At 71.3% G+C, this 16,865-nt stretch carries 16 protein-coding genes and 1 pseudogene; 16 read left to right on the top strand and 1 reads right to left on the bottom strand.

Going from position 1 to position 16,865, the window contains the following annotated elements:
* The 16 genes and pseudogenes from R7226_RS22030 to R7226_RS21955 form a co-directional block, all read left to right on the top strand.
* Window positions 1-916, top strand: a pseudogene (locus R7226_RS22030) (hypothetical protein); the annotation flags it as partial.
* 26 nt (window positions 917-942) lie between these two features.
* On the top strand, window positions 943-1,701 hold the full coding sequence (locus R7226_RS22025) for a DUF3662 and FHA domain-containing protein (RefSeq protein WP_318599475.1): 759 nt from the start codon (window positions 943-945) through the stop codon (window positions 1,699-1,701).
* 4 nt (window positions 1,702-1,705) lie between these two features.
* Window positions 1,706-2,215 (top strand): FHA domain-containing protein, encoded by a 510-nt coding sequence (locus tag R7226_RS22020; RefSeq protein WP_318599474.1) that lies wholly within the window; start codon window positions 1,706-1,708, stop codon window positions 2,213-2,215.
* A gap of 18 nt (window positions 2,216-2,233) precedes the next feature.
* The gene (locus tag R7226_RS22015; RefSeq protein ID WP_318599473.1) at window positions 2,234-3,505 is read left to right on the top strand and encodes a Stp1/IreP family PP2C-type Ser/Thr phosphatase; all 1,272 of its coding nucleotides are present in this window, start codon (window positions 2,234-2,236) and stop codon (window positions 3,503-3,505) included.
* Complete coding sequence (locus tag R7226_RS22010) at window positions 3,502-4,809, top strand: FtsW/RodA/SpoVE family cell cycle protein (RefSeq protein WP_318599472.1); 1,308 nt, start codon at window positions 3,502-3,504, stop codon at window positions 4,807-4,809. Before R7226_RS22015 ends, R7226_RS22010 begins: the two co-directional genes overlap by 4 nt.
* Window positions 4,806-6,254: a peptidoglycan D,D-transpeptidase FtsI family protein gene (locus tag R7226_RS22005; protein WP_318599471.1), complete on the top strand. Its 1,449-nt coding sequence runs from the start codon at window positions 4,806-4,808 to the stop codon at window positions 6,252-6,254. Before R7226_RS22010 ends, R7226_RS22005 begins: the two co-directional genes overlap by 4 nt.
* Window positions 6,254-8,209, top strand: coding sequence for a Stk1 family PASTA domain-containing Ser/Thr kinase (pknB, locus tag R7226_RS22000; protein ID WP_318599470.1), 1,956 nt, complete (start codon window positions 6,254-6,256; stop codon window positions 8,207-8,209). Before R7226_RS22005 ends, pknB begins: the two co-directional genes overlap by 1 nt.
* A 100-nt stretch (window positions 8,210-8,309) precedes the next feature.
* A complete protein-coding gene (locus tag R7226_RS21995; RefSeq protein ID WP_318599469.1) occupies window positions 8,310-9,551 on the top strand; it encodes an FG-GAP repeat protein in 1,242 nt (413 codons plus the stop codon).
* 179 nt (window positions 9,552-9,730) lie between these two features.
* On the top strand, window positions 9,731-10,468 hold the full coding sequence (locus R7226_RS21990) for a flagellar hook-basal body protein (protein ID WP_318599468.1): 738 nt from the start codon (window positions 9,731-9,733) through the stop codon (window positions 10,466-10,468).
* A 2-nt stretch (window positions 10,469-10,470) separates the two neighbouring features.
* Window positions 10,471-10,770: a hypothetical protein gene (locus tag R7226_RS21985; protein WP_318599467.1), complete on the top strand. Its 300-nt coding sequence runs from the start codon at window positions 10,471-10,473 to the stop codon at window positions 10,768-10,770.
* The gene (gene flgN, locus R7226_RS21980) at window positions 10,767-11,306 is read left to right on the top strand and encodes a flagellar export chaperone FlgN (RefSeq protein ID WP_318599466.1); all 540 of its coding nucleotides are present in this window, start codon (window positions 10,767-10,769) and stop codon (window positions 11,304-11,306) included. The genes R7226_RS21985 and flgN overlap by 4 nt, the downstream gene beginning before the upstream one ends.
* Before the next feature lie 12 nt (window positions 11,307-11,318).
* Window positions 11,319-12,647, top strand: coding sequence for a flagellar hook-associated protein FlgK (gene flgK / locus R7226_RS21975; RefSeq protein ID WP_318599465.1), 1,329 nt, complete (start codon window positions 11,319-11,321; stop codon window positions 12,645-12,647).
* 3 nt (window positions 12,648-12,650) lie between these two features.
* Window positions 12,651-13,556 (top strand): flagellar hook-associated protein FlgL, encoded by a 906-nt coding sequence (gene flgL / locus R7226_RS21970; RefSeq protein ID WP_318599464.1) that lies wholly within the window; start codon window positions 12,651-12,653, stop codon window positions 13,554-13,556.
* A gap of 22 nt (window positions 13,557-13,578) precedes the next feature.
* Window positions 13,579-14,040, top strand: a complete 462-nt coding sequence (gene fliW, locus R7226_RS21965; protein ID WP_318599463.1) for a flagellar assembly protein FliW — start codon at window positions 13,579-13,581, stop codon at window positions 14,038-14,040.
* Window positions 14,041-14,085: 45 nt separating this feature from the next.
* Window positions 14,086-14,325, top strand: a complete 240-nt coding sequence (gene csrA / locus R7226_RS21960; RefSeq protein WP_318599462.1) for a carbon storage regulator CsrA — start codon at window positions 14,086-14,088, stop codon at window positions 14,323-14,325.
* A gap of 199 nt (window positions 14,326-14,524) precedes the next feature.
* Complete coding sequence (locus R7226_RS21955; protein WP_318599461.1) at window positions 14,525-16,036, top strand: protein kinase domain-containing protein; 1,512 nt, start codon at window positions 14,525-14,527, stop codon at window positions 16,034-16,036.
* Between the two features lie 42 nt (window positions 16,037-16,078).
* On the opposite strand, the gene R7226_RS21950 is transcribed toward R7226_RS21955, so the two are convergent.
* Window positions 16,079-16,777 (bottom strand): flagellar hook-basal body protein, encoded by a 699-nt coding sequence (locus tag R7226_RS21950; protein ID WP_318599460.1) that lies wholly within the window; start codon window positions 16,775-16,777, stop codon window positions 16,079-16,081.
* Between the last annotated feature and the right edge of the window lie 88 nt (window positions 16,778-16,865).

Below are 16,865 nucleotides of genomic sequence, written 5' to 3'. Positions count from 1 at the left end.
CGGCCCGGGCGGTGACGACGGCGCGCCGATCCGCCGCCCGGCGCCGTTCGTGCGCGGCCACGTGCTGCCGGGGCTGGCCGGCGGCGTCGCCGTCGGGCTGGCCGTCGCGCTCGTGCCGCTCGCGCGCGACGTCACGCCGCCCGACCCGCTGCTGGCCGGAGCGCTGGCCACCGTCGCGATCGGCCTGCTGCCGCGGCTCGGCTGGCTCGTCTCCGCCTTCGTGCTGCTGACGTGGCTGGCCGGACCCGGCGGCCAGCCCGGCACCGCGCTCGTCGCCGGCTGCGGCGTCGCGGCGATCCCGCTGCTGCTGCCGTTCGGCGGCCGCGGCCGCGCCTGGTCGCTGCCGCTCGTCGCGCCGCTGCTCGGCGCCGCGATGCTCGCCGGCGCCTACCCGGCGCTCGCCGGCCAGGCGCGCACCGTCTGGCGGCGGGCCGCGCTCGGCGCGCTCGGCTTCTGGCTGCTCGCGCTGGCCGAGCCGATCGCGCGCACGACGCTCTTCTACGGGCGCGCGAGAGGAACGCAGCCGCTGCCGCGCTGGGACGACTCGATCGGCGGCGCGGTCGACCACGCGCTGCGGCCGCTGCTGGAGTCCGGCATGCTCGCGACCGCGCTGCTGTGGGCCGCCGGCGCGGCGATCCTGCCGTGGCTCGTGCGCGGCCGCAACGCCGCGCTCGACCTCGTCGCGGGCGTCGTCTGGGCCGCCGGGCTGGCGGCCGGTGCCGGCGCGATCGGCGCGACGCTCGACGGCAGGGTTCCCCAGCCCGATCCCCGCGGCGCGGCGCTCGGCGCCGCCGTCGCCGTGCTCGTCGCGGTCGCCGCCCGGCTGCTGGTGCTGACGCGCGCGCGACGGCGCGAGAGCGCCGCCTGGGACGACGGCCAACGACCGGCGGCGGCCGCTCCGCGGGCACTCCCGTAGCATGGAAACGCGCGTCCGCGCACTGTATGAGCGTCTTCCGCAGCCTCGAAAGCAAGATCGCATCCCTCGTCGAGGGCACGTTCAGTCGTGCCTTCCGCTCGGAGGTGCGCCCGGTCGAGATCGCCCGCAAGCTCGCGCGCGAGATGGACGAGCACACATCGCTCTCGATCTCGCGCGTCTACGTGCCGAACGAGTACGCCGTCTACCTCTCCCCGGCCGACCGCGACCGCTTCCAGGAGCTGGAGGGCCAGCTCGTCGACGACTTCTCCGGCTACCTGCTGGAGCACGCGCGGCGCGAGAGATACGCGCTGATGTCGCGGCCGCTGATCGAGTTCCGCACCGACGACCGCCTGCGGCTCGGCGAGTTCGGCATCCAGGCGCGGCTCGTGAGGTCGCCAGCCGAGGCGGCGGCGGAGCCGTCGCAGGGCGAGTCCGGCCACACGATGATCTACAGCGCGGCCGAGCGGCTGCAGGAGCCGCTGGAGGAGCGGGCGCGCGCACGCACGAGCACCGCGCTGCTGGTGACCGACGGCAAGCGGATGGTCGTCGGGGCCGGGGGCGCGACGATCGGCCGCAGCCGCGACTGCGACGTCGTGCTCGCCGACGGCAACGTCTCGCGCAGACACGCCGAGGTGCGCCCGCGCGGCGACGGCTGGATGATCGCCGACCTCGGCTCGACCAACGGCGTGACGCTCAACGGCACGCGGATCGAGCAGGCGCAGCTGCTGCGCAGCGGCGACCGGATCGAGGTCGGGACGACGCAGCTGACCTTCGAGCTGGAGTGACGCGATGACGCTCGAACCGATCTCCGTCGCTCTCAAGCTCGGCTTCCTCGCCGTCCTCTACCTGTTCCTGCTGTGGATCGTGCGCAGCTCGCTGAAGGACCTGCGGCGCGCCCAGCCCGGCGCCGAGGCGGCGCTGGTGCCCGACGCGGCCCCGCCGCCGGCCGACGCGACGGCGATGCACAGCGCCGCCGACGACATGCTCGGCGACCACGTCGGCGGCGGCGAGCCGCGGCTCGTGGTCGAGCACGCGCCGGGGCACCCGGACGGAATCGCCTACGATCTGTCGGGCGGCGCGACGCTCGGCCGCGGCAACGTCGAGATCAGGCTCGAGGACCCGTTCGCCTCGAGTCAGCACGCGCGCATCGAACGACAGGGCGGCGTGCTGGTGTTGGAGGATCTCGGTTCGACGAACGGAACGTTCCTCAACGAGGAGCCGTTGCGCGGGATCCAGCCGCTCCACCACGGCGACCGCATCCGGATCGGTGACAGTGAGTTCTCCTACCTTCAAGACTGAGATGGGCCGTCTGAGCTGATGCTGCGCGTCGCCGAGCACTTCGAGAAGTCCGACACCGGCCTCGCCCGCCGCGCCAACGAGGACAACTTCTTCGCGCGCGCGCCGCTGTTCGTCGTCGCCGACGGGATGGGCGGGGCGCAGGCCGGCGAGGTCGCCTCCAGACTGGCCGCCGACACGTTCGCGCCGGGCCTGCCGGAGGGCGGCACGACCGAGGAGCGGCTCGCGACCCGCGTGCTGGAGGCCAACGCGCGGATCCACAAGCTCTCGCGCGAGGACCGCGAGCGCGCCGGCATGGGCACGACGCTGACGGCCGCCTACCTGGACGGCGAGGAGATCGCCGTCGCGCACGTCGGCGACAGCCGCGCCTACCTGTGGCGCGACGGCGAGCTGACGCGGCTGACGCGCGACCACTCGCTCGTCGACGAGCTCGTGCGGCGCGGCAAGCTGACCGAGGAGGAGGCGGCCGAGCATCCGCAGCGCTCGATCATCACGCGCGCGCTCGGGCCCGAGCCCGACGTCGAGGTCGACACGCGCACCTACCGCGGGCAGGCCGGCGACCTGCTGCTGCTGTGCAGCGACGGGCTCACCTCGATGATCTCCGAGCAGCTGATCGCGGGGATCCTCAGAGGCGCCGAGGGGCTCGAGGCGGCCGGCCGCGAGCTGGTCGACGCCGCCAACGCCGCCGGCGGCCGCGACAACATCACCGTCGTGCTGTTCCGGCTGGAGGAGGCCGGTGCCGGCGCGACGACCGACCCGCACGCGCCGACCGCCTCGACCGCCGCGCTCGACCAGCCGACGCAGGCCGGCGAGCTGAACGCCGCGGAAGTGATCGGCGCCGTCGCCGCCGCCGATCCGGCGACCGCCGAGCAGCCGGTCGTGAAGCCGCGCTCCGGCGCGGCCGGGCAGCCGCAGGAGCTGGCGTCGGTCGCCGCCGCGCGCAAGCGGCGAGCGGAGCGCGAGCACCAGCCGCTGCCGCTGCGCGTGAAGATCTTCGCCGCCACCGTCTCGACGCTGATCGTGCTCGTGATCCTCGGCATCGCCGGGATGTTCGCGACCAGAGCCGTCTTCTTCGTCGGCACCGACGACCGCGGCATGGTGACGATCTACAAGGGCCTGCCGTTCGAGCTGCCCGCCGGCATCAAGCTCTACTCGGAGTACTCGATCTCGGGCGTCCCGGCCGCCGCGGTGCCGGAGTCGCGCCGCGACGACCTGCTCGACCACCAGCTGCGCTCGCGCAGCGATGCGCGCGACCTCGTCGCCCAGTTGGAGCTGGGAAGACTCTCCCCGTGAGTGCGCGTAATCGCGAGCTGCTCGGGTTGATCCCCGCGTCGCTGCTCGTGACCGCGGGCTTCGCCGCCGTCTTCATCGAGCGGGGTGCGCTGTCGCAGAACGCGCTCTCGGACCTGTCGCTGACGTACGGGGCGATCTTCCTCGGCCTCTGCGTCGCCGCGCACGTCTTCCTGCGGATCGCGCTGCCGTACGCGGACCCGTACCTGTTCCCGCTCGTCGCCGTGCTCGCGTGCTTCGGGCTGGTGATGATCTACCGCATCGACGACACGCTCGCGCGGCAGCAGGCGCAGTGGTTCGTCGTTGGGCTGCTGCTGTTCGCGGCGACGATCGTCTTCCTGCGCGACTACCGCAAGCTGGAGCAGTACCGCTACCTGATCGCGATCGGCTCGCTGGCGCTGCTGTGCCTGCCGCGCCTGCCGGTGATCGGTGCGCAGGTCAACGGCGCCTACCTCGGCATCCGCATCCCCGGCGTGATGGTCTTCCAGCCGACCGAGTTCGCGAAGCTCGGGATCGTCATCTTCCTCGCCAGCTACCTGCGCGACACGCGCCAGGTGCTGGTCGTCGGCGCGCGCCGGATCCTCGGCGTCACGCTGCCGCCGCTGAAGCACTTCGGGCCGCTGCTGGCGATCTGGGGGATGGCGATGCTGCTGCTCGTCGTCATACGCGACCTCGGCTCCTCGCTGATGTTCTTCGGCGCCTTCCTGTCGCTGCTGTACGTCGCCACCAACCGCTTCTCGTTCGTCTTCATCGGGCTGCTGCTGTTCGGCCTCGGCGGCTGGTACCTCGGCACGCACGTGCCGCACGTGATCGACCGCGTCAACGTCTGGACCGACCCGCTCAACGTCGCGCGCTACCCCGGCGAGGGCTACCAGATCGCCAACTCGCTGTTCGCGCAGGCCGACGGCGGCCTGCTCGGGCGTGGCTTCGGCGGCGCGATGCTGGAGACGCCGGGCGGCAGCGCGCTGCTGCCGGCGGCGCAGACCGACCTGATCTACGCGCTGATCGTCAACGAGGTCGGCCTCGTCGGCGCGGTCGCGGTGCTGATCACCTACCTGCTGTTCGTGCAGCGCGGCTTCAAGACGGCGCTGCTGGCGAGAGACTCCTTCTCGACGCTGCTGGCGGTCGGACTGTCGGCCGTCTTCGCGCTGCAGGTGTTCGTGATCGTCGGCGGCGTCACGAACGTGATCCCGCTGACCGGCGTGACGCTGCCGTTCATCTCCTACGGCGGCTCCTCGATCCTCGCCAACTTCGTCCTGCTGGCATTGCTGCTGCTCGTCTCCGACAAGGCCCGGCGACCGGCATGAGCGTCCCGATCGTCCGCCTCTTCCTCGCGATCGTGGTGCTCTTTGCCGTGCTGGTCGCGTGGACCTCGCGCTGGTCGATCTTCGAGGCCGACGACCTGCGCGCGAACACGCTCGACAAGCGGCCGCTGTTCGCCGCGCTGCAGGTCAAGCGCGGCGCGATCCGCGCCGCCGACGGCAGCGTGCTGGCGCGCAGCGTCAGAGTCCGCACGAGAAGCGGCAGAGCGATCTACGAGCGCGACTACCCGACCGGCGAGCTGTTCGGCCATCCGGTCGGCTACGCCAACCTGCTCTCCGGCCAGCTGTCGGGGCTGGAGCGGTCGCGCAACAAGGAGCTGTCGGGCACGACCAGCGAGCTCAACTCGATCCTCGACCAGCTGCAGGGCAAGCGCCGCGCCGGCAACACGGTCGTGACGACGCTCGACCCGGAGGCGCAGCAGATCGCGACCGACGCGCTCGCGGGGCAGAAGGGCGCGGTCGTCGCGATAGAGCCGAGCACCGGCGCGGTCAAGACGCTCGTCAGCTCGCCCGGCTACGACCCGAACGTGGTCAGAGACGCCGCCGCGCTCAGAGAGCTGAACCTCGACGACGAGAACGCGCCGCTGCTGGACCGCGTCACGCAGGGCGCCTACCCGCCCGGCTCGACCTTCAAGGTCGTCACCGCGGCGGCGGCGCTCGACTCCGGCGAGTTCACGCCCGACTCGACGCTCGACGGCAGATCGGGGCGGGTCGTCTCCGGCTTCCCGCTCAGAAACGACTTCGACGAGAACTTCGACAGCCCGTCGCTGACCACAGCGCTGACGCTCTCGATCAACACCGCCTTCGCGCAGCTCGGGGAGGAGCTGGGCAAGGAGACGATGGGCGACTACATGGAGAGATTCGGCTTCTACAGACTGCCGCCGCTCGACTACCCGGACGACCAGATGATCCGCAGCGGCACGCGCGTCAACGGTCGCCTGGTCCCGGTCACGAGCCCGGCCATCGACATCGGGCGGGTGGCGATCGGTCAGGACAAGCTGCTCGTGACGCCGCTGCAGATGGCGATGGTGACGGCCGCGATCGCCAACGGCGGCTCGCTGATGGAGCCGCGCCTGACCGACAAGGTCGTCGACCCGGACGGTCGCACCGTCGACGAGGTCGAGCCGAAGGAGTGGAGCCGGCCGATCTCGGAGCAGACGGCGTCCGAGCTGACGCAGATGATGGGCAACGTGGTCGACGAGGGGACCGGCACCGCCGTCCAGCTGCCCGGCATCGACGTCGCCGGCAAGACCGGCACGGCCGAGAAGAACATCGAGCAGCGGATCAACCAGCCGTGGTTCATCGCCTTCGCGCCGGCCGACGACCCCAGAATCGCGATCGCCGTGACCGTTGAGAGCAGCGTCGCCGGCTTCGGCGGCACCGTCGCCGCCCCGATCGCCCGTGACGTGCTCGCGAGCCTGCTCGACTGATGACCGAGATCGCGCCCGACACCATCATCGACCAGCGCTACAAGGTGCTCTCGCGGATCGGCGCGGGCGGGATGGCCGAGGTCTTCGTCGCGCAGGACCAGTCGCTCGGTCGCAAGGTCGCGCTGAAGCTGCTCTACCCGCGCTTCGCCTCCGACGCCGAGTTCGTCGAGCGCTTCCGCCGCGAGGCGTCGAGCGCGGCGAGCCTTCAGCACCCCAACGTCGTCGGCATCTACGACCGCGGCAGATGGGACGGCACGTACTACATCGCGATGGAGTACATGCCTGGGCGCACGCTCAAGCAGGTGATCCAGCAGGACTCGCCGATCGATCCGGTGCGCGCGATCGACCTCACCGTCCAGGTGCTGAAGGCGGCCCGCTTCGCGCACAGGCGCGGGATCGTCCACCGCGACCTCAAACCGCACAACGTGATCGTCGACGACGAGGACCGCGCGAAGGTCACCGACTTCGGGATCGCCCGCGCCGGCGCCTCTGACATGACCGAGACCGGCTCGATCATGGGCACCGCGCAGTACCTCTCGCCCGAGCAGGCGCAGGGTCACGCGGTGTCGCCGCAGTCCGATCTCTACTCGGTCGGGGTGCTGCTGTTCGAGCTGCTGACCGGTCACGTCCCGTTCGAGGCCGAGTCGGCCGTCACGATCGCGCTCAAGCACGTCTCCGAGCCGGCGCCGCCGCCGAGCGCCTACGACCCGGCGGTGCCGCCGCAGCTCGACGAGATCGTGCTGTGGGCGCTGGAGAAGGATCCGGCGCGGCGGCCGGCCGACGCCGACGCCTTCATCCACGCGCTGGAGGAGGCGAGGGAGGCGATCCTCGGCCAGGAGGCTCCTGGACAGCGGACCGCGACCTTCGGCGCCGCCGCGCTCGCCGGCGCGATGGCGGAGGAGGAGCCGGAGCACGACGACGAGCGCGGACGCCGCCGTCCGCCGTGGTGGGCGTGGCTGCTCGCGCTGCTCGCCGTCGGCGGGGTCGCCGCCGCGATCGTGCTGCTCTCGCAGCCCGACCAGGTGAGGGTCCCTGACGTCGTCGGGCTCGAGATGCAGGTCGCGCAGAGACGGCTGGAGGTGGCCGGGCTGAGATCGCGGATCGACCGGGTCACCTCGCCGAGACCGCTCGACGAGGTGCTCGAGCAGAGCCCGGGGGCGCGCAGAGAGGTCGACGAGGGCGCGACGGTCGTGCTGAGAGTCTCCAGAGGCCCGGGCACGGTCGACGTGCCCGCGGTCGACGGCTACGACGTCGCGAGAGCGACGGCGGCGCTGCAGGACGCCGGCCTCACCGTCGGCCAGACGACCGAGCAGTACAGCGACGACGTCGCCGAGGGGATCGTGATCCGCACCTCGCCGGCCGCCGCCGACAACGTCGATCGCGGAACGTCGGTCAACCTCTACGTCTCCAGAGGACGCGAGCAGGTCGAGGTGCCCGACGTGCGCGGCTTCACCCGCGCTGATGCCGACAGCACGCTCAGAGGCGCCGGCTTCGCGACCAGCTTCAGCGAGGAGGAGTCGAGCACCGTCGAGGCCGGCGACGTGATCTCGCAGGATCCCTCCGGCGGGACGGCGGTCGACCCCGGCAGCACGATCGCCGTCGTCGTCGCGAGAGCGCCGCCGGTCGAGGTGCCCGGCGTGCTCGGCCAGGCGCGCGCCGACGCCGAGGCCGCGCTCAGCGGCGCCGGTCTGACTCCGCGCGTCTCGACACCGGTCGTGGACGATCCGGCGCAGGACGGGATCGTCATCTCGCAGCGGCCCGAGCCCGGCACGAGCGTCGCCAGAGGCGCGCCGGTGCGGATCGTCGTCGGCCGCTACGTCGCGCCGGCGCCGCCCGACAACGGCGGCGGCACGACGACGACGCCCGGCGAGGGCGACGAGACGGGAAGAGCCGACTTCGGCCAGGCGCAGGGCAACGGACCGAGAGAGACCGGCGGCGACGACGACGACGGCTGATCCCGTTCGGATGCTGACAGCGCCGCTGGCGCGTCGGCGCTCCGTTACCTAGGGTGCTGGGCGCGCAGACGCGCCAGAAACCACTCAGGGGGATTGGTTCATGCAGATGCTCAGACGCGCGGCGGCCGTGGCCGCCGCGACGTTCTCGTTCGGCCTGCTCGCGGCGGGGGCCGCGCCGGCGGTCGAGCTGAATGCCGACGACCCGTCGGCCGACGCGCGCTTCGGCTACTCCGTCGCGCTCTCCGACGACGGCAACCGCGCGCTCGTCGGCAACGTCTATCGCAGCGGGCTGCCGAGCGCCGTCTACGTCTTCGAGCGCAGCGGCGGCATCTGGAGCCAGGTCGACAAGCTGACGGCCAGCGACGGCGTCACCGGCGACCGCTTCGGCAGCGACGTGGCGCTGTCGGGCAACGGCGACCGCGCCGTCGTCTCGGCGCCCGGCGAGGCCGGCGGCGGCGCCGTCTACGTGCTCGACCGCGACAGCGGCGGCAGCTGGACGGAGGTCACGAAGATCGACGGCCCGACCGGGTCGAGCGGCTTCGCGGACGCGGTCGCCGTCTCCGACGACGGCAGTCAGCTCGTGCTCGGCAACGCCTGCGGCGGCACCAACTGCCAGGGGCGCGCGCACTTCTACAGCGTCGACGCGGCCGGCACCGCGACCGCCGGGCTGACGATAAGCGGCCTCTCCGACACCGCCTTCCTCGGCTGGAACGTCGCGATCTCGGGCGACGGCGCGACCGCGGTCGTGGGGCAGGACGGCTACAACTACGTCAGCGGGTCGAGAACGATCTACCAGTCGAACGTGCTGACCTTCCGCCGTTCGAGCGGGTCGTGGTCGTACACGAGACAGGTCAACACGCCGCGCGGGGCGACCGGCGACGGCTTCGGGCAGGACGCGCTCGCGCTCAGCGACGACGGCAGATACATGCTCGTCGGCGCCAGCGCCGGCGGGACCATCTCCGGCACCGCGGTCGGCGGCCGCGGCTACCTCTTCACATGGGGCGGCACGAGCTGGGCGCACTCGACGACCTTCTCGGTCACGACGTCGAACTGGTGCGAGTTCGGCCAGGACGGCGACCTCTCCGACGACGGCTCGGTCGTGCTGCTGACGAAGCCGGAATGCACGTCGGCGAACGCCTATGGCGGCGGTGCGGCGGCGAAGTGGACGAGAAGCACCGGCACGACCTGGACCTCGGTCAGCTACCAACCGGCCGGGCTCGCCAGCGGCGACAAGTTCGGCAGTTCCGCGGCGCTGCCGGCCGACGGCAGCACACCGCTCTTCGGCGCGCTCTCGCGCACCGCCGCCGGCCTCAGCTGGGCCGGGGCGGCCTTCGCCTACTGACCGATCATGGCGCCGCTCCCCGCCGCCCGCGCGCGGCGGGGAGCGGTCGTCGCAACTTCGCTCTCAAGTCCGCGCGCGCCCGTCCGATCAAAGGGATCGAACACGGAGCCTCGAGCTGGACCGCACGCTGCGGAGGCTGGGCTCCACCCCTGATACGGACTCCTACGCTCGAGGACAGGATGCTTCAAGGCCTCTATTCCGCGGCCGCCGGCATGGCAGCACAGCAGCAGCGGATCGACGGTGTCGCGAACGATCTCGCGAACGTCAACACGACCGGCTACAAGCACGTCCGCGTCGGCTTCCGCGACCTGCTCTACAGCTCGCAGGGCGACCAGGCCGGCGCGAGCGTCGACGCCGGCGCCGGCGCGGCCGCGTCGTTCGTGGGCCGCTCGCAGGCGCAGGGCACGCTGCAGACGACCGAGCAGCCGCTCGACCTCGCGATCGCCGGCAGCGGCTTCTTCCAGGTCCGCACCGAGGACGGCAGAACGGTGCTGACGCGCGACGGAGGCTTCCGCCTCGACAACAACGGCCGCATCACGACGGCCGACGGCGCGCTGCTGCAGCCGCAGATCCAGGTGCCGCTCAACACGCCGATCGACAGAATCGCGATCGGGCAGGACGGCACCGTCCGCGCGAACAACCAGGTCGTCGGCAGAATCCAGCTCGTCAACGTGACCGCGCCCGACGGACTGCGCCCGCTCGGCGACAACCGCTTCGAGGTCACCGCCGAGAGCGGCCCCGCCGGCGCCGCCGGCAACGACAGCGCGATCCTCCAGGGCCGCCTCGAAGGCTCCAACGTCGACATGGCCGACTCGATGGTCGACATGATGAACGCGCAGCGCGCCTTCCAGCTCGCCTCCAGAGCGATCCACATGCAGGACCAGATGCTGGAAGTCGCCAACGGGGTGAAGCGGTAGCGATGAGCCTTCCTCCGATCGACAGCGCGCTGCTGCCGGCCGACATCCGCACCGGCCCCCAGGAGCGCAAGGACGCCTACACCGCCGCGCTCGGCTTCGAGCAGCTGCTCGTCAAGCAGCTGACCGAGTCGCTCTCGACCTCCGCCAGAAGCGCGATGGGCGGCGACTCGCCGTACGCCAGCCTGATGCCCCAGGCGATGGCCGACGGCCTCATGGACGCCGGCGGCCTCGGCCTCGCGCGTCAGCTGACCGACGCGATCTCACCCGCGCAGACCACGGACACGAAGGGAACCTCGGCATGAGCGCCACCGCCGCGCGGGCGAGCCTCGTCGACCCGCTGCTGACGAACGACGTGCTCGCCCATCTCGACGCGCAGATCGCCTCCGCGGCGCGTCTGCTGGAGATCGTGATGCGCCAGCACGAGGCGATCGGGCTGCGCGACATCGACGCCGTCGTGCACGAGGTCAGCGCCTTCCAGGCCGAGTTCCAGCGCCGCGCCCGCGTCGAGGATGAGCGCAACCGGCTGCTCAACCGCGCCGCCTCCGCGCTCGGCCTCGCTCCGGCCGAGGTCACCGTGACGCGGATGACGCTGCTGATGGCGCCGCAACACGCCCAGCTGGCGCAGTCGCGCAGTGCCGAGCTGCAGAGGCTGCTCGACGAGCTGACGCGCCAGCACTCGCTCAACCAGTCGCTGATGCGACAGGAGCTCGCCTTCCTCGACCACCTGCTGAACGTCGTCGAGCCGGCCACCGCGCTCGGCTACGAAGCCGGCGGGACCGTCAACGCCATGCCGGCAGCGCCGCTGCCGGGTCATCACGCCTTCGACCTTCACGCCTAGAGGCCCAGACCGATGCCGATCTCCTCCTTCATGGGGCTGCAGACCTCGCTTCGCGGTCTGATCGCCCACCAGCAGTCGCTCAACACGACCGGCCACAACATCGCCAACGCGAACACCGCCGGCTACTCCCGCCAGGAGGCGGTGCTGACGGCGATGAACGCGCTCGTCGTGCCGGCCAACTCGGTCATCACGGGCGCCGGCGCGCAGCTCGGCACCGGCGTCGACGTGACACAGATCCGCCGCATCCGCGACACCTTCCTCGACGTCCAGTTCCGCTCGGCCAACATGCAGCTCGGCTCGGCGGCGACGAAGTCGAACTCGCTCGAGCAGATCGAGCTGTCCTTCGCGGAGCCCTCCGACGACGGCATCAACAAGCTGCTGGAGAAGTATTGGGCGGCGTGGTCCAACGTCGCGCTCGCGCCCGAGCCCGAGCAGGCGCGCGAGGCGGTCGTGCAGGCCGGCAACTCGCTCGCCGCCGCCTTCCAGATCGTCCACACGCAACTGACGAAGGTCGCGACCCAGGCGCAGGCCGAGTACGACAGAATCACCGGCGCCAACGGCGACGTCGAGATCTGGGCGAGAGAGCTCTCCGAGCTCAACGACACGATCGCCCACGCCGTCATCGTCGGCCAGTCGCCGAACGACCTGATGGACCGGCGCGACCTGCTGATCGACAGACTCTCCGAGCTGGCGCAGGTCTCCGTCACGAACCTCGAGAGCGGTGCCGTCAGAGTCGACTTCGGCGGCGTCACGCTCGTCGATCCGGCCGTCGCCGGCGGCTTCACCTGGCCGCAGACGCTGACGACGCCCGGTGGCAAGCTCGGCGCGCTGCAGGATCTCGCCGCTCCGACCGGACCGGCGCTCTCCTTCCTCAGAAGACTCGACGCGATCGCGGCCGACCTCGTCACGAGAGTCAACGCGATCCACTCCGCGCCGGGCGGCGTCAACTTCTTCGACCCGGCCGGGGTGACGGCGGAGAGAATCAGCGTCGTCGCGACGGCCGCGACGGTCGTCAGAGGCAGCACGAGAGACGCCGGCAGAAACGACGTCGCCAACGCGCTGGCGCAGCTGCGCTACGGCTCGGTCGACAGAAGCTACACGGCGCTGATCGCCGAGGTCGGCGGCGTCGTCAAGTCGAACCTCAACACCGAGGCCAACCAGCAGTCGCTCGTCGACGCGATCGAGAACCGCCGCCAGAGCGTGCAGGGCGTCTCCGCCGACGAGGAGATGACGAACATGATCCGCTTCCAGCGCGGCTACCAGGCCTCCTCGCGAATGATGTCGACGCTCGACCAGATGCTCGACACCCTGATCAACCGGACCGGAACGGTAGGGCTCTAAGCCATGACGATGCGCATCACCCCGCAGATGACGGCTCGGAACACGATCCGGGACCTCAACGGCGACCTCAACACGCTCTCCAAGCTGCAGAGCAAGATGTCCTCCGGCAAGGAGATCACGCGCCCGTCCGACGATCCCTTCGGCGCCAGCCGGGCGCTCGAGCTGCGCGGTGAGATCGGCGGCCTGCAGCAGTACCAGCGCAACGTCGACGACGGCACCGCGTGGCTGAACGTCACCGACGCGGCGCTCGGCAAGATCGGCGACGCCGTCCAGCGCGTGCGCGAGCTGCTGATCCAGGCCTCGACCGACTCCGCTGGACCGCAGGCGCGGGAAGCGGCCGCGGCGGAGATCGACCAGCTGATCGAGACGGTCAAGCAGGAGGCCAACGTCCAGTACGCCGGCCGCTACATCTTCGCCGGCACCGCGACCGACAGACTGCCCTACCAGCTGGCCGGCCCGGACACCTTCGGCGGCAACACCGACAAGATCCAGCGCGAGATCGGTCCCAGAGTCGAGGTCGACGTCAACACCGACATCTCGAGACTGTTCGGCAACGGCCAGGGCGCCGCCGACAACGCGCTGCTGCACACGCTGCGCGACATAGCCGACGACCTGCGCGCCGGCGATGGCCCGAGACTGCGCGACACCGACATCGTCCGGCTCGACAGAAACTTCGACGCGCTCAACACGATCCGCGCCGACGTCGGCTCGCGCACGAACCGGCTGGCGATCGCCGACAGCCGCCTCGGCGCGCTGGAGGAGAACTCGATCGCGCTGCTGTCGAGCGTCGAGGACGCTGACACGGTCGAGACGCTGATCCAGTACACGACGCAGCAGGCCGCCTACAACATGGCGCTCAAGGCCGGCTCGAACGTGGTCCAGAACTCCCTGATGGACTTCCTGCGATAAGCGACGGAGGAGGAGAGACCCCTTGTCACTCACGATCGACAGCACGCGCTTCGGGCAGATCGAAGTCGACCCCGAGAGCGTCGTCGAGTTCCCGTACGGGCTGATCGGCTTCGAGAGCCGCCGCTTCGCGCTCGTGGCGCGCGAGGCCGAGGCCGACTTCCTCTGGCTGCACTCGGTCGAGGACCCCGCGCTGGCGCTGCCGGTGACCGATCCGCGGCGCTTCTTCAGCGCCTACGAGGTCGAGCTGGCCGACGAGGAGCGCGAGCGGCTCGGGCTGCCGCAGCTCACCGCGACCGACATCTATGTCACCGTTCGGGCAAGCGACCAGCTCGAGGGCTTCACGGCGAACCTGCGCGCACCGATCGTCATCTCGTCGGGCCAGGGCCACCAGGTGATCAACCAGGCGGCCGAGGCCCCGTTGCGAGCGCCGCTCTTCGGCGAGCTCGCGCAAGAGGCGACGAACGCCGCGGAACGCGCCGCGTAGAAGCGCTCGCAGCGGGTCGGAACCCGCTTCCAAGGAGGAAACGTCGTGCTGATCATCACCCGGAGGCCGGGCGAGAAGATCGTCCTCGGCGACGACATCACGGTCACGGTGATGGAGGTCAGCGGCCAGACGGTCCGCCTCGGCATCGATGCGCCGAAGTCGCTCCCGATCTACCGCGAGGAGATCTGGGCGGCGGTCAAGCAGGAGAACGAAGCCGCCGCGAACGCCGGCGAGATGCCGGCGCTGCCGAAGGCGTCGGCCAGAGACGCGCCCTCGAGATCCTGAGGGCGCCCGCCGCGAATGCGCTCCGGCGCGCCCAACTCGGGTGCCGGCCGGCCGATCACGGCCCCAAACCAGACATCAAGCCCTACCTCTGCCTCCCGGCGCCGTAATGTGGGAGCGATCGCCCACGACCAAGGACACGCGGGATCGGTGTGGTAGGACGCATGGATGACGGGCACGGGCGCAAAATGACTGTGATCGCATGAGCACGCTGCTCGGAACTCTGCTGAACGACCGCTACCGGCTCGAGGCCCGCATCGGGACCGGCGGCATGTCGACCGTCTACCGCGCGCTCGACGAGACGCTGGAGCGGCAGGTCGCGATCAAGCTGATGAACCGCGAGATCGCGTCGGACTCCGACCAGCTGGAGCGCTTCCGCCGCGAGGCGCGCGCCGTCGCGCAGCTCTCGCACCCGCACATCGTCGGCGTGATCGACGCCGGGGAGGACCACGGCCGCCCGTACATCGTCTTCGAGTACGTCGAGGGCGAGACGCTGAAGGAGCGGATCCGCCGCCTTGGCGAGCTGCCGATCGGCGAGGCGGTCGCGTACGCGATCGAGATAGCGCGCGCGCTCGGCGCCGCGCACGCGCGCCACATCGTCCACCGCGACGTGAAGCCGCAGAACGTTCTGATCGACGAGGAGGGCAGCGCGAAGGTCACCGACTTCGGGATCGCGCGCACGCTCGACGAGGACGGCCTGACGCAGGACGGGCGCGTGCTCGGCACGACCGACTACGTCTCGCCCGAGCAGGCGCTCGGCCACGACGTCTCCGGCCAGTCCGACCTCTACTCGCTCGGCGTCGTGCTGTACGAGATGCTGACCGGCCAGGTTCCCTTCAGAGGCGAGAACCAGGTCGCGGTCGCGATGAAGCACGTGCGCGAGGAGATCCCCGACGTGCGCGACCTGCGGCCGGAGGCGTCGGCGTCGCTGGCGGCCGTGATCGACCGCGCGACGGCGAAGGAGCTGCGCGAGCGCTACCGCAGCGACGAGGAGCTGATCGCCGACCTCGAGGACGTGCTCGCGCTGGAGACCGCGCGCGCCGGCAGCGCGACCGGCGAGGCGACGACGGTGATCCGCACGCTGCCGCGGCGCGCCCGCAAGCGGATCCCGCTGCGCGTGCGCAGACCGGCGTGGATCGCGCTGCTGGCGCTGGCCGCGGTCGTCGCGGCACTGGTCGTCGTGGTCGTCGTGCTGAACGGCAAGGAGGCCGGCACCGGAACCGGCGGCGAGCAGCCCGGCAGACCGAGCGCGACGCAGACCGAGCCGCTGCGGGCGATCGGGCTCGGCGGCACGTCGGCGACCGACTACGACCCCGCCGGCGACGGCGAGGAGCACGCGGAGGAGAAGAACTTCGCGGTCGACAAGGACCCTTCGACCTTCTGGAGCACCGAGAGATACGAGGGCGGAAACCTCGCCAAGAGCGGCGTCGGCCTGACCGTCGACGTCTCGCCGGGCGCGGTGCTGCGGCAGATGGTCGTGCGGACGACGACGCCGGGCTTCGCGGCCGACGTCTACATCACGTCCGGCGACGTGCCGGAGAGCATCGACGATCCGGCCTGGAGAAGGGTCGCCTCGGTCGACAGCGTCGACGCGAGGCAGCCGATCGACCTCGCCAGCGACGGCGAGGAGGCGCGCCACGTGCTGTTGTGGATCACGAGACTGCCGCCGGGCGGCGAGCACGTCGAGATCAACGAGATCGCGCTGTGGCGCTGAGACGGGCGCCGCGCGGGTGCGCGGCGCCGTGATGCTGGCGCGCTAGACCGAGCCGCCGGTCGCGTTGCCGACCTGGGTCGACGTGCGGCGCAGCGTGTCGTCGATCGTCGTGATGACCTTCTGGCCCGCCTCGTAGTGGCGGAAGGAGGCGATCATGTCGACCATCACGCGGGCCGGGTCGATGCCCGAGCCCTCGAGCGCGCCGGTCTGGACCTGGCCGTCGGCCTGTCCGGCGGCGGCGCCCTGGAAGTAGTTGTCGCCCTGCTTGACGGCGTCGTTGACTCTGAAGACGCCGACGGTGCGGGCGTCGACGGTGCCGTCGGCGCGGACCTGGATCGTGCCGCCGCCTCTGCCGACGACGGCGTTGCCGAGCTGGTCGACGAGCGTGCCCTGCGGCGACGTCGTGAACTGGCCGTTGCGGGTGTATCTGAGACCCTGCGGCGTCTGCACGCCGAAGAAGCCCTCGCCCGCGATCGCGAGGTCGAGCGGCTCCTCGGTCACGCGCGTCGCCTGCGGCGACAGGTCGGTGACCATCGAGTCGGCGTAGGAGCCCATTCCGAGCGGACCGATCGTCGCGCCGGTCTGGGTGTTCGAGAGCAGCAGGTCGCCGAAGCTCGCCTGCGTGACGCGATCGGCCTTGTAGCCGGGCGTCGAGGCGTTCGCGAGGTCGTTCGCGATCGCGTCCTGGCGCATCTGCTCCGAGATCATGCCGGACGCTGCGATGTAGAGGCCACGTTCCATAGTCGTCCCTGGTGTTCGGTCGCCCGCCGCTGATCTTGAGTCGCCGCTGGACGCCGCTGGACGCCCGTCGCCGCCGCCGCGCTGGCTA

This window comes from Conexibacter stalactiti, from assembly GCF_033542075.1.
Lineage (GTDB): Bacteria > Actinomycetota > Thermoleophilia > Solirubrobacterales > Solirubrobacteraceae > Conexibacter > Conexibacter stalactiti.
Note: the sequence above shows the minus strand (reverse complement) of the source record. Positions and strands in the feature narration are given on the sequence as shown.